Below are 13,501 nucleotides of genomic sequence, written 5' to 3'. Positions count from 1 at the left end.
GGCGCCCCGCTCGCGGACGCTCACCTCACGGCGATAGCCCTATCCCACGCAAGATGACGCTAGTCACTGTCTGCACCGCATGCTCGAACTGAGTGTCGTCGAGGGGCGCATCATCGTTGAGAAGATAGATTTGGTAATCGAAGTCGGCATAGTGCTGGGTCGACGCCCAGATCATATACAGCAAATAGGACGGCTCGACAGGCCAGATCTTCCCCGCCTCGACCCATTCACGTATCTTCGCTTCCTTGAGCTTGGCCCACTCATAGAGGTTATCGCGAAGCGAATCGCCGATCACCGTTCCACCTTGCATGACTTCGGCTGCCCAGACCTTGGAGCCCGCCGCGCGGCCACGCGAGTGGTTCATCTTGGCGCGAATGTAGGTGGAGAGCACGATCCGCGGATCGTCGTAAAGCTCGAAGCACAACGCATCCTGCTTCCACACCTCAAGCAGTTCGAGCAAAACGTCACGGTAAAGCTCTTCCTTGGTGGAAAAGTAGTAATGCACGTTGGACTTGGGAAGCCCCGCCAATTGCGCGATCTCTCCCATCGAGGCGCCGGCATACCCTTTCTCGGCAAACACCTGCTCCGCCGCCAGCAGGATCTTCTCCACGTTCTGCTGACGAATCCATCCCTTACGTCTGGCCATTGTTCTCTCAATCCGCTCGAATCCTCACGCTATTGTGCGAGTCTACCACCGCTCTCACCACACTTGCGCCGCGCGCTTCAACCGGCAAGACCATCCGATGCTTGAGGGTTGCGGTATACCGACCTAATAGCGCACTGTGAATGATCAGGCTCGATCACCTTAAGGAGTTCACTATGACCATCGCACAAGGCGACAAGCTGCCCAGCGTCACCCTCAAGACCAACGGCGCCAACGGCCCCGAAGACCTCGACACCGGTGAGCTGTTCGCCGGCAAGCGTGTGGTGCTGTTCGCGGTGCCCGGCGCGTTCACGCCGGGGTGCTCCAACACCCATATGCCGGGCTTCGTGATTAATGCCGACGACATCCTCGCCAAGGGGGTGGATACCATCGCCTGCCTGGCCGTCAACGATGCTTTCGTCCTGGGTGCCTGGCAGCAGGATCAAAACGCCCAGGCGATCACCATGCTCGCCGATGGCCATGCAGACTTCACCCGCGCCATCGGCATGGAGAAAGACGCCAGCGGCGCCGGCATGGGCACCCGCAGCCAGCGCTATGCCATGATCGTCGACGATGGCGTAGTCAGCTACCTGGGCGTCGATGAAAAGGGCGTCGAGAAAAGCAGCGCCGAAACCATTCTCGCCAATCTGTAAGTTCGCTCAGCGTCGCCCTCCCCATGGCCCGCCTCTCGGCGGGCCATTTCGTAAGCGCCTGACTGGCTTTCGTAGCGACGTCAGCGACCAGATTATCTATGTCGATGGTGGCTTGCTTATCGTGATCTAAGCCGCTGCTGCCCACTCATGGTGCGCCAACACTATACAACTCCCCTTCTTGGCGCATCATTTCCCCGCACCATCGCCATCGTGGCATTCAATCTCGACGCCTTAAAAATATAAGTATTTGATATATATGATTTTTATAAAAAATGGCACGCACTTCGCTATCTATAAGATACGAAGAACGCCAACCATCGAATCCGGCGCCTTCTTCCCCCTTTTTAGCGTCGCTGCCCAGCAGCGATGAACCGAGTGAGCTGGCGTGCTCCCCTAGTCCCCTTCTTGGGGACTTTTTTTTGCTCGCCTTTTGGAGTCTCTTCCACCCATCGGCCACACTAAGCCTTTCCCTGCAATGGAATGCATGCCGAATGTCGTCTTTACTACGTCGCTCCTGGCACTTATCGATACTGACCATCACGCTCGCCGGCATGGCACTGCCCGCTATGGCGGCCATCGATCGCCCGGCACTCGAGGAAGCCGCACAACGTATCGGGGATTTGCCGCGTACGCATACGCTACTGATGGCCATCGACGGCGACACAGTCATCGAACGTGGCTGGCGCGGGCACGACGTCGACGAGACAGCCAACATCAAGTCGCTCTCCAAGGTGTTGATCTCTGCATTGGTGGGCGCGGCCATCGCGCGTGACGTCATCCAGGGCGTCGATCAGCCGATCACTGACCTGCTCGGTGATCGCGTCCCCGCCGAGGCCGACCCGCGCGTCGCTGACATCCAGGTCGGCCATCTGCTTTCCATGCAGGCCGGGCTGGAACGCACCTCCGGCGCCAATTACGGTGGTTGGGTGGCCAGTGACGATTGGGTCGGCAACGCCCTGTCACGCCCCTTCGTCGCTGACCCCGGCGGGCGCATGCTGTACTCGACCGGCAATAGCCATCTGCTCTCTGCCGCGCTCACCGATGCCAGTGGCCGCGATACGCTCACGCTGATGCGCGAGTGGTTGGGCACGCCTCTGGAGATCGCAATACCGCCCTGGACGCGTGACCCACAAGGCATCTATTTCGGGGGCAATGAAATGGGGCTTTCGCCGCGCGCCTTGTTGAAAATCGGCGAGCTATATCGTCAAAAAGGCATGTACGACGGTGAACGCGTGCTCCCCGCCGAATGGATAGAGCGTTCCTGGCAAACGCGTACCCGCTCGCATTTCAATCAGGACGACTACGGCTACGGGTGGTTCATTACCCAGCTTGCCGATACGGCGGTCTATTATGGTTGGGGATATGGGGGACAGTTACTGTTCGTGGTGCCGGCACATGACGCTACCATCGTCATGACCGCCGATCCCACGCCACCTTCCAATGGCAGCGATTATCTGGATCGCGTCAAGGCAGCCGCGACCGACCTGATCGAAGCCATCGATTGATATCGGCATCATGTCTTGCCGACAACACAGCCATCACCCAACAAGGAGTCGCTCATGTCAGCCTCTCATGAAAGCCAAGGCACCTGCCTGTGCGGCGCTGTCAGCCTTCGCGTGTCGCTCACCGGTTACGGCGTGAGTGTCTGCCACTGCCGCATGTGCCAAACCTGGAGCGGCGGCCCGATGCTTGCCATCGAAAGCGACGAGCCCATGACCCTGGAAGGCGAGGAAAACGTCAGCGTATATGCGTCTTCGGACTGGGCCGAACGCGGCTTCTGTCGGCAGTGCGGCACGCACCTCTTCTACCGTCTCGCCAATGGCCAGCACTACGCCTTTCCCCTCGGTCTGCTGGATGCCGGCGAACCCTGGACAATCGCCCAGCAGATCTTCATCGATGAAAAGCCCAGCTTCTACGATTTCGCCAACGACACTCCCCGCCTGACCGGCGACGAGGTCTTTGCGCAATTTGCGGGCAGCGCTGGCAGCTAGGTGCCGCTGCCAGCCAAGGAAAGCAATGGCCCCGCATGTGCGGGGCCATCGAGTTTCAGGAGGGGAAGGAGAACTGCGTCCCTTCGCGAACGCCGGCCGATGGCCAGCGCTGAGTAACAGTCTTGCGCTTAGTATAGAAGCGCACCGCATCGGGACCGTAGGCGGCCAGATCGCCGAACAACGAGCGCTTCCAGCCCCCGAAACTGTGATACGACACCGGGACAGGTAGCGGCACGTTGATGCCGACCATCCCTACCTGGATATTGTCGCTGAAGTAGCGCGCCGCCTCGCCGTCACGGGTGTAGATGCAGGTGCCGTTGCCATACTCGTGAGCGTCGATCAGTTTCATGGCCTCTTCCATGGAACCGACACGTACCACCAGCAGCACCGGGCCGAAGATCTCCTCGAGATAGCACGTCATATCGGGCGTGACGCGATCGATCAGGGTGCCGCCGACGTAGAAGCCGTTCTCATGCCCCGGGACCTTCACGCCACGCCCATCGACCACGATTTCGGCCCCCTGTTGCTCGGCACCGTCGATGTAGCCGCAGACCTTCTCCTGGTGAGCTTTGGTGATCACCGGACCGAAATCGTTCTCGGCGTCATGGAAGGGGCCAACCTTGAGGGTCTTCATCTGTGTCTGCATCTTGGCGATCAACGCATCGGCTGCCTCGTCGCCCACCGCCACGGCGACGGACAACGCCATGCAGCGCTCGCCCGAGGAACCGAAGGCCGCCCCATTCAGCGAATTGACCACGTTATCCATATCGGCATCGGGCATCACGATGGCGTGGTTCTTGGCGCCGCCGAGCGCCTGGCAACGCTTGCCGTTGGCACTGGCGCGGCTATAGATATACTCGGCGATCGGCGTGGAACCGACGAAGCTCACGGCCTGCACGCGGTCGTCGTCAAGCAGTGTATCGACGGCTTCCTTGTCGCCGTTGACCACATTGAGCACGCCGGCGGGCAGGCCCGCTTCGAGTGCCAGCTCGGCGATGTAGAGCGCCGAGGTCGGGTCGCGCTCGGAGGGCTTGAGCACGAAGGTATTGCCGCAGGCGATGGCCATGGGATACATCCACAGCGGCACCATCGCCGGGAAGTTGAACGGCGTGATGCCGGCCACCACGCCCAGCGAGTGGAACTCGCTCCAGGAGTCGATACCCGGCCCGGTATTCTTGCTGTACTCGCCCTTGAGCAATTCCGGTACACCGCAGGCGTATTCGACATTTTCGATGCCGCGCGCGAGTTCCCCCTTGGCATCGTGGACAATCTTGCCATGTTCCTGGCCGATCAGCCGGCAGATCTCGTCGGCGTTCTGCTCCAGCAATTGCTTGAAGTTGAACATCACCCGAGCCCGCTTGGCGGGCGGCGTAGCGCGCCAGGCCGGGAAGGCAGCCTGGGCGGCGGCGATGGCCTCCTCGACGGTGGCCTTGGAGGCCAGGCTGACCTGGCTGCCGACCTCGCCGGTAGAGGGGTTGAAGATGTCCTGGGTGCGCCCTTCACCGGCGACGCGTGAGCCGTTGATTAGATGGCCGAGGGTGGTCATATGCTACCTCTCATAGGAGTGTTGTAGGTTGAAGTCTTCAGCCCAATAAGGTGATTGGCGGGTGGCTCGGGGCTGATCCCCGTCGACGGGTCTCTGAGGAGGCGCCGTTAACCCTTCCATGGGGGCTACTTTTGCCATCCATGGCAAAAAACCTCCTCTTCGCCCCGTCCCCGGTGCCCGCATCTTCCACTAATACTGTTCCGTTCAATCCAGTTCGCCGATGGAATCGCCCAGCACATTGACGAGGCGATCGATCTCTTCGCGCTCGACGATGAAGGGCAGCCCGAGCTGAATGGTGTCGCCGCCGTAGCGCACGTAGAAGCCCTTCTCCCAGCACTTCATGGCGATCTCGAAGGGACGCCGTCCCGGCTCGCCGGGATATGGCTCGATCTGCAGGGCGCCGGCAAGACCGTAATTGCGGATGTCGCTGACATAGCGCGTGCCCTTGAAACCATGGAGCGCCTCCTCGAAGATCGGGCTCATCTCCCGCACCCGCTCGATCAGGCGGTCGTTCTCGAGTACATCCAGCGCGGCCAATGCTGCGGCACAAGCCACCGGATGGCCCGAATAGGTATAACCATGGGGCAGCTCGAGCATATAGTCGGGCCCGCCTTGTTCCATGAACGTCCGATAGATCTCGCCCTGCACGATCACTGCACCCATGGGCACCGCGCCGTTGGTCAACTGCTTGGCGACATTGAGAAGATCTGGCACCACGCCGAATTCCTCGGCGCCGGTCATCGATCCCATGCGGCCGAAGCCGGTGATGACCTCGTCGAATATGAGCAGGATGTCGTTGGCATCGCAGATCTCGCGCAACCGCTTGAGATACCCTTTGGGCGGCGGAATCACCCCGGCGGAACCGGCCAGCGGCTCGACGATCACCGCCGCGATGTTGGAAGCATCGTGCAGCGCGATCAGCTCCAGCAGCTCATCGGCGCGCTCGGCACCCTGCTCGGGCATGCCTTTGGTGAAGATGTTCTCCTTGAGCAACGTATGCGGCAGGTGATCGGCATCCACGCCTTGACCGAACAAGGTGCGATTGGCGCCGATGCCGCCCAGGCTGAAACCACCGAAGTTGACCCCGTGATAGCCCTTGGCACGCCCGATCAGCTTGGTCTTGCTCGGCTTGCCCTTCTTGCGCCAGTAGGCACGGGCGATCTTCAGCGAAGTATCCGCACTCTCCGAACCGGAGCCGGTGAAGAACACGTGATCGAGCCCTTGAGGCGTCAATTCTCGCAGACGATGGGCCAACTCGAAGGCCTTGGGATGGCCGTACTGGAAGGCCGGTGAGTAATCCAGCTCCCCAAGCTGGCGGCTGACCGCCTCGGTGATCTCGGGACGACAGTGCCCCGCGCCGCAGGTCCACAACCCCGAGAGCGCATCAAAGATTTGGCGCCCCTGGGCATCGGTCAAGTAACTGCCCTTGGCGCCCACGATGAGACGCGGGTCGCGCTTGAATTGACGATTGCCGGTATACGGCATCCAGTAGGCATCCAACTGTTCCGGGCTCAAGCCCGCCATAGGTGGAAACGCGCGATCCGACATCTCTCCTCCTGCCGCTAGACGGTAATAAGTTGTTCTATCGGAAAAGCTAGGCGGGGTCGTCGATAAGTTAAATCCAGAAATACTGAATCTCATGCAAGTCACTGGTTAACTTTATGCACGGGCGGGGCTATCCTCGAAGGCCCCCATCATCGAGAAGAGGAATTCCGCCATGCCTTCCCGCAGCGAGACCCTGATGGGTCAGCCCAGCGATGCCGACCTCCGGCTGCTGAGGATTTACCGCAAGGTGGTGGAGTGCGGTGGGTTTTCCGCCGCCGAGGTAGAACTCAACATCAGCCGTGCGGCGATCAGCATGGCGATGAATGACCTGGAGACACGCCTCGGCCTGCGGCTCTGCCAGCGCGGGCGCAGCGGCTTCGCCCTCACCGACGAGGGCGCCGAGGTCTACGCTGCCACTCTCCAGCTACAGAGCGCCGTGGAAGGGTTCCGCACACGCGTCAATGGCCTGCATGCGCGTCTCAAGGGCGAGCTCAGCATCGGCATCACCGATAACCTGGTGACCATGCCCGAGATGTATATCACCGACACCCTCAGCGCGCTCAAGGCGCGTGGCCCCGAGGTACGCATCAATATCCGCATGATCCCGCCTAGCGACATCGAACTGGGCGTGCTGGATGGACGCCTGCATACCGGGGTGATTCCGGCGCTCAAGACGTTGCCGGGGCTTGCCTATCTGCCGCTCTACGAGGAATCCTCGCGGCTCTACTGCACCGCCGGCCATCCGCTCTTCGAGGCCGAGGACGTAAACGAGGAACGGCTCGCCGCACATGACGCCGTGGTGCCCGCCTACGCGCAGACGCCGGAGGTCAAGGCGTGCCACGCTCCGCTCAAGGCCGCCGCCTCGGCGACCGACCGCGAAGGTATCGCCTTCTTGATTCTCTCCGGCCGCTATATCGGCTACTTGCCGACCCACTATGCCGAGCAATGGGTGCGTGACGGCCGCATGCGAGCCTTGAATCCCGAACGCTGGCATTACCTGACCCACTACAGCGCCATCACTCGCAAGGGCGCGCCCCCCAACCTGATACTGGAAAGCTATCTTGAGGCGTTGGAGCACCTGATCCAGACAGCACCAAGCATCAAGCCTTGCGACTGACCAGCACGATACCCACCAGAATCGCCACGCCGCCGAGCACGAAATTCCAGGACAAGGGTTCGTCGAGCAGCACGGCCCCGAACAGCACCCCGAAAATCGGTGACAAGAACGAGAACACGCCGAGTTGCGAAGCCCAGTAACGACGCAGCAAGGCAAACCACAGAAGCAACGCCCCCACCGAGATGACCAGCGTCTGGAAGCTTAAGCTGGCCACTGCCATGCCGCTGAACGCGACGTCTTGCCAATCGCCTAACCACATTGTGATGGGCAACAACAGCACGCCTGCGGTCAACAGCTGATACGTCAGCGTCTGAAGCGGCGGCGCCTCGGAGAGTGAAGAGCGGCGCACCATCAGCGTGGTCGCGGCCCAGGAAACCCCTGCCAGCAATCCCAGAAAGTCACCCAGCAGTATCGCGCCGATGCCTCCATCGGGAGATGCCGAGGGCATCATGGCGATGAGCATGCCCAGAAACGCCATGCCGATCCCCCACCATTGCGAGCGCACCAACTGCTCGCCCGGCACCCAGAGATGCAACCCCAATGCCGCGAACACCGGCGCCGTATAGAGGAAGACCGACATATGCGATGCCAGGGTGTAATTGAGCCCCCAGGCGACGAAGGCGAACTCCCCCGCAAAGCCCAGGCCGACCAGCACGCCCGCGCCCAGACGCGCACGGAAATCCGCCAGCCGAATGCCTCGCCAGCGCGCAATACCGAGCACCAATATCCCCGCCAGCAATGATCGCACGACGATCTGAGCCAGCGGCGGGATATCCCCGGCCACGGCCTTGATGGCGACTTGCTGCAGTCCCAACGCCACACAAAAAACCGTCATCGCCACGCCAGCGGGCATGTCGAGACCGCGCCGCGCGTGAGTCGATGTCATGCTGGCACGAGACGTCACAGTGCCTGAGGAAGATTTCGTCATGATCGCATCCCTTCTTGAATCACGACTCAGTGGAGCATTTGCCGCGCGGCGATCCAAACGATTAATCTGCCCCCTCAGGCTCAGGAAAACTCAACTCATGAAGATCGAACGACTGCCCCTCAACGCGCTACGCGCCTTCTCGGAGGCCGTGCGCGCCGGTAGCTTCAAGACGGCGGCCAAGCGCCTCGGCGTCACGCCCGGCGCGGTCAGCCGCCAGGTCAAGCAGCTCGAAGACCGGTTGGGCGTGGCACTGTTCGAGCGTCATGCCAACGGCGTACGCGTCAGCGAGGCCGGCCATCTGCTGGCCGAAGATGTCGATGCCGGCCTAGCGCGCATCGCCAACGGCGTACAAACCGTGCATGAACATGCCCATGCGGCCACCACGCTGACCCTCAGCGCGCCGCCATCGTTCACCCAATTCTGGCTACTTCCACGTTTGGCGGCATTCGAGGCACTGGAAAGCCATATCGAGATATCCCTGGACGCGGACCAGAACCTGAGCGACCCGATATGGCAAGGCGACAGCGCACGACTCGCCCTGCGCTACGGGCGCGGCCCCTGGCCCGGCGTCAGAAGCATACGGCTCCTCGAGGACTCGCTGTTTCCCGTCTGCTCCCCCGCCCTGTTGGAGCGCTCTCCTATCGACACGCCCGCCGACCTACTCGCCCATCCATTGCTCGAGGTAGTCTGGTAATCACGGCAGAACGTCGACTTCCCCGGCTGGCGAGATTGGTTCGACGCCGCCGGGCTACCGGGCAAGACACTGCCGATTCAGCAGCGGTACTCCCTCTACGGCCTGGCTCTCGACCAAGCGATCGCCGGACGCGGCGTGATACTCGCCAGCCCGGCCGTCGTCGCCGACCGTCTTGCCAGCGGCGTGCTTGTACGCCCTTTCGGCGAACGCCACGTGATCGACTCGCCGTTCACCTACGACCTGATCCTCCCCGCCACCGGCCAGGCCCCACCCGCGATCCAACACTTCATCGACTGGCTCATTGGCGAGGCCGAACGGTTTCGGCAGCAATCTATAGCGTGAAATGCTCTTCACCGCATGACGACTCGCAAGTCGTCCAACTGGCAACGGCCATCTTATCCTGGGGCACCATCTGCACCACGCTGCCCACGACGATCAAGCATGGCGATGGGAGCGGCGTGGCGGCGAGCTTTTCAGGCATGTCGCCGAGCGTGCCGATCAGGGTTTGCTGTTCGGGCAACGAGGCATTGGCGGCGAGCATGATCGGCCAGTCGTCGGGCAGGCCGGCGTCGCGTAGTCCTTGGCAGATTTCAGCGACCTTCGAGAGCCCCATATAGAACACCAGCGTCTCGTCGCGGCGCGCCAGCGCGGTCCAGTCCGGCTCGCCACCGGCGCGGCAATGCTGGGCGGTGACCAGCCGTAGCTGCTGGGCATGGGCGCGGTCGGTGAGTGGCATGCCCAGGCTGGCGGCGGCAGCGGAGGCGGCGGTAATCCCGGGGACGATTTCGGTGGGCAGCCCCGCCTCGGCCAGCACGGCAAGCTCTTCGCCCATGCGCCCGAAGATGCCCGGATCGCCGCCCTTGAGACGCACCACCGATTTGCCTTCACGCGCCAGACGCGCCAGCAAGCTACCGATCTCGGCTTGCGGCACGCTGTGATGGCCGCGCGCCTTGCCCACGTAATAACGCTCGCGCCGGGGTGGAATCATGCCCAGAATATCGTCGCCGATCAGGCGGTCGTAGACGATGGCATCGGCTTGCGTGAGCAGACGCCAGGCACGCAGAATGAGTAGATTCGCGCTACCCGCCCCGGCCCCCACCAGATAGACATGGCCGGGGCGCGTGGCGCATCCCGCCGCCGGTGTCTGAGCGAGCGGTGCCCTGAGATTTTCCCGCGTGCCGGGCCACCAGCGCGCCAGCAAGGCACTCACGCTTGCGATGGATGCTTCAGGCCGTTTCCAGCGCTTCATCAGCCCCAGCATGCGCCACCTCCTCTTCGAGCAATGACTTGAGTTCGGGAATACAGGAACCGCACTGGGTCCCGCAGGCCAGGCGCGCGCCCAGCGCATCGACATCGCTATCGCCACCGCGAATCGCCTCGCGGATCGCCGTGGCACCGACCTGATGACAACTGCACACCACCGGCCCCGTGTCGGCCTCGCCGGAGGCACATCCTGCCAGCACGCGACGCCGCTGTTCGGTTTCCAGCGCGATATCGCCGAAGCGGGCATCGAGCCAGGCCAAGCCCGGCAATTCGCTGGGTGGGCCGACCATCAGCCACCACACCAGGCGCCCGTCGCGAATTCCTGCCGCGCGCAGCCGCCCGCTCGCGACGTCCTCGCTCCAGAGCGTCGCCGCCACTCCGAACTGCTCGGCGCACCAGGCCGGCCAGTCACGCGGTGAGGCGCCCGCCTTGCTGGCCAATTGCCAGCGCTCGGCATGCTCAAGCGGCATGCGCGCCCAATAAGCAAGCGATTCGCGCTCGGACAACGCGCCGCTATCGTTCGCCACCAGCAGCGTCGCTTCTTCGGCGATGGCCAGCGGTGCCAACGCGACAGCGCCATGTTTGGTTTCGGGCTGTCCGGAGACGGGATCGGTATGCGCAGCAAAGAGCGTGCCCACGCGCCCGGCATTGCTGAACTGCGCGTTCCAGTGGATCGGCATGAAGGCCTCTCCCCGGCGCTGCGCCGTCGCCACGCGCGCCCGCACTCGGGCTTCGCCGTGGGCGTTGTAAAGCCGTGCCAGGCCGCCATCCGCGACACCGGCGACCTCGGCATCGTCGGGATGCAGATCGACATAGGGTTCGGCGCGATGATTGAGCAAGCGCGGGGCACGGCCGGTGCGCGTCATGCTGTGCCACTGATCGCGCACGCGTCCGCTGTTGAGGCGCAACGGATGCGCGCCACTCACGGCCTGGCGCGGCGCGTGCGGCGTCACCGCGACCAGCCGCGCGCGCCCATCCGGCGTGGCGAAGCAGCCGTCCTCGAACAGCCGCGCGGTACCGTCTGGCGCGGCCTCGGTCACCGGCCACTGAATCGGCACCAGGGCATCGTAGGCGGCGCGATCCAGCCCCGCCAGGGCGGAAATATCGAACACACGCGGCACACCATCGGCGCGGTTGGCGTGGCCGGAAAGTCGCGCGTGCTCGACGAAGATATCGCGGGGGTGGCAGTAAGCGAACGCTTCCTCATAGCCCAGATATCTGGCGACCTGGGTGATGATCCACCAGTCGTGGCGCGCCTCACCGGGCGGCGGCAACATGCCACGCTGGCGCGAGATCCGCCGCTCGGAGTTGGTCACGGTACCATCCTTCTCCGCCCAGGAACTGGCCGGCAGCACGATGTCGGCATACGCCAGGGTATCGGTATCCGCCATGCATTCGGAGACGATCACCAGCGGGCATTTTGCCAGGGCGCGCTTGGCACGGTCGGCATCCGGCAGACTGACCACGGGATTGGTGGCCATGATCCACAGCGCCTGGATTTCGCCACGCTCGATGGCCTTGAAGAGCTCGACGGCCTTGAGCCCCGGACCGTCCGGCAGATGAGGAGCGTGCCAGAATTCAGTCACCAGCGCTTGGGCACCCGGGGTGTGGTAATCCATATGCGCGGCGAGCTGATTCGCCAAGCCCCCCACCTCGCGCCCGCCCATGGCATTGGGCTGGCCGGTGATCGAAAACGGCCCCGCGCCAGGCAGGCCGAGCTTACCGCCCGCCAGGTGGCAATTGATGATGGCGTTGCACTTGTCGGTGCCGCTCGAGGACTGATTGATGCCTTGGGAATACAGCGTCACCACGTGCAATTGCGAGGCGAACCAATAGTAGAAGGTTTCCAGCGCCTCAACGTCCAAATCGCAATCGTCGGCGATGGCGGCAAGCGTCGTCGCTTCGTCACGAGCCGCCGCCAGTGCCGCGTCGAATCCTTGGGTATGACGCTCGAGATAGACCCGATCCAGCTTTTCCTTGTCGGCCTGGAAGGCCAGCAAGCCATTGAAGAGCCGCGCATCGCTGCCCGGCTTGAGCGGCAGATAGAGATCGGCGACCTCGCAGGTGTCGGTCACGCGCGGGTCGATGACCACTACGCGCAGCAACGGATTGCGCTGCTTGGCGGTGCGCAAACGCTGAAACAGCACCGGATGATTCCACGCCAAATTGGCGCCCACCAGCACTACCAGTTCGGCCTCTTCCAGATCCTCGTAATTGCACGGTACGGCATCCGCCCCGAAGGCACGCTTGTACCCCGCCACCGCCGAGGCCATGCACAGCCGTGAATTGGTATCCAGATGCGGCGAGCCCAGAAAGCCCTTGAACAGCTTGTTGGCGGCGTAATAGTCCTCGGTCAGCAATTGCCCGGAGAGATACCCGGCAATCGCCTCACCGCCGTGACGTTCGCGCACCGCCGTCAGGCGATTCGCCACGCTGGCCAGCGCGTCGTCCCAGCTCACCTCGCGTCCATCCACGCGTGGCGCGAGCAGGCGCCCGTGATCGCCCAGCGTTTCATGCAACGCCGAGCCTTTCACGCACAGCCGCCCATAGTTGGCGGGATGCTCCCGGTCGCCTTCGACGCCGGTCATGACGCCGTCCTCGATGGTTGCCGTGACGCCGCAACCGACGCCGCAATAGGGGCAGGTCGTGTGCTGCTGCATGCTGTCTCGCCCTCCGCCTGCAAACGCAAGAGGCCCGACCCCGCCGCAGCAGGATCAGGCCTCTTTGCCTGGTAGGGCGACCGCGTGGCCGCCCGCCAATGATGAATTGCGTCTCGCCGCCGTTGGCGTTTTCGGCGCGCCGTGGCCGAAAAAATGACGTACACCACTTATGCAAATCCAGCGCCACCTTGGCTCTAATTCCGTTTAAACAACCACTTGCAGTGCCACTTGGTTGTCTTGCATTCCTCTCCCGGCATCGAAAGGCACCAGCCTGGTGCAATTTGCTCGCCATGCGCACAGCCAGTGCGCACGTCTCACCATGCACGGCCACCGGCGCATCCTGTCGAAATCACCCAAACGACTGAAAAGAAAGCCTTGGCAGGCGATTGGCATATCTCTGGCATATCTCGAAACAAGGCGGGTCAACGTCGACCCCTTGGGCCCGAGACGCACACACGTCT

10 protein-coding genes and 1 pseudogene are annotated in these 13,501 nt (G+C 62.8%); 5 read left to right on the top strand and 6 right to left on the bottom strand.

The features are described 5' to 3' along the window. Window positions 1-25 precede the first annotated feature (25 nt). Window positions 26-646 (bottom strand): TetR/AcrR family transcriptional regulator, encoded by a 621-nt coding sequence (locus tag L1071_RS03185; protein WP_246968631.1) that lies wholly within the window; start codon window positions 644-646, stop codon window positions 26-28. A gap of 173 nt (window positions 647-819) precedes the next feature. Here L1071_RS03185 and L1071_RS03180 point away from each other — a divergent pair, with 173 nt between their 5' ends. From L1071_RS03180 to L1071_RS03170, 3 genes are all read left to right on the top strand, one after another. After that, window positions 820-1,296, top strand: a complete 477-nt coding sequence (locus L1071_RS03180; protein ID WP_246968629.1) for a peroxiredoxin — start codon at window positions 820-822, stop codon at window positions 1,294-1,296. A gap of 491 nt (window positions 1,297-1,787) precedes the next feature. After that, window positions 1,788-2,801 carry a serine hydrolase domain-containing protein gene (locus L1071_RS03175; RefSeq protein WP_246968627.1) on the top strand — a complete coding sequence of 338 codons (1,014 nt, stop codon included), beginning with the start codon at window positions 1,788-1,790 and terminating at the stop codon, window positions 2,799-2,801. A 54-nt stretch (window positions 2,802-2,855) separates the two neighbouring features. Beyond that, window positions 2,856-3,287: a GFA family protein gene (locus tag L1071_RS03170; RefSeq protein ID WP_246896971.1), complete on the top strand. Its 432-nt coding sequence runs from the start codon at window positions 2,856-2,858 to the stop codon at window positions 3,285-3,287. 55 nt (window positions 3,288-3,342) lie between these two features. Here L1071_RS03170 and L1071_RS03165 read toward each other — a convergent pair whose 3' ends face one another. Together L1071_RS03165 and aptA are read right to left on the bottom strand one after the other, a co-directional pair. After that, on the bottom strand, window positions 3,343-4,833 hold the full coding sequence (locus L1071_RS03165; RefSeq protein WP_246968625.1) for a CoA-acylating methylmalonate-semialdehyde dehydrogenase: 1,491 nt from the start codon (window positions 4,831-4,833) through the stop codon (window positions 3,343-3,345). 204 nt (window positions 4,834-5,037) lie between these two features. Beyond that, the gene (aptA, locus tag L1071_RS03160; protein ID WP_246968623.1) at window positions 5,038-6,381 is read right to left on the bottom strand and encodes an omega-aminotransferase AptA; all 1,344 of its coding nucleotides are present in this window, start codon (window positions 6,379-6,381) and stop codon (window positions 5,038-5,040) included. Between the two features lie 169 nt (window positions 6,382-6,550). Between aptA and L1071_RS03155 the strand changes: the two genes are divergently transcribed. After that, the gene (locus L1071_RS03155) at window positions 6,551-7,495 is read left to right on the top strand and encodes a LysR family transcriptional regulator (protein WP_246968620.1); all 945 of its coding nucleotides are present in this window, start codon (window positions 6,551-6,553) and stop codon (window positions 7,493-7,495) included. Here L1071_RS03155 and L1071_RS03150 read toward each other — a convergent pair. Next, complete coding sequence (locus tag L1071_RS03150; RefSeq protein WP_246968618.1) at window positions 7,479-8,423, bottom strand: DMT family transporter; 945 nt, start codon at window positions 8,421-8,423, stop codon at window positions 7,479-7,481. The two genes, L1071_RS03155 and L1071_RS03150, sit on opposite strands and share 17 nt — an antisense overlap. Between L1071_RS03150 and L1071_RS03145 the strand changes: the two are divergent. Further along, window positions 8,380-9,459, top strand: a pseudogene (locus tag L1071_RS03145) (LysR substrate-binding domain-containing protein). The gene L1071_RS03150 and the pseudogene L1071_RS03145 overlap by 44 nt on opposite strands. On the opposite strand, the gene cobA reads toward L1071_RS03145, so the two are convergent. Then, a complete protein-coding gene (cobA, locus tag L1071_RS03140) occupies window positions 9,449-10,378 on the bottom strand; it encodes a uroporphyrinogen-III C-methyltransferase (RefSeq protein WP_246968616.1) in 930 nt (309 codons plus the stop codon). The pseudogene L1071_RS03145 and the gene cobA overlap by 11 nt on opposite strands. Then, window positions 10,344-13,040, bottom strand: a complete 2,697-nt coding sequence (locus L1071_RS03135) for a nitrate reductase (RefSeq protein ID WP_246968614.1) — start codon at window positions 13,038-13,040, stop codon at window positions 10,344-10,346. Before L1071_RS03135 ends, cobA begins: the two co-directional genes overlap by 35 nt. Window positions 13,041-13,501: the final 461 nt, after the last annotated feature.

Source organism: Chromohalobacter sarecensis (assembly GCF_023061135.1).
Classification (GTDB): Bacteria; Pseudomonadota; Gammaproteobacteria; order Pseudomonadales; family Halomonadaceae; genus Chromohalobacter; species Chromohalobacter sarecensis.
The sequence above is the reverse complement of the archived record's forward strand: the minus strand, read 5'-3'. Positions and strand labels throughout refer to the sequence as shown.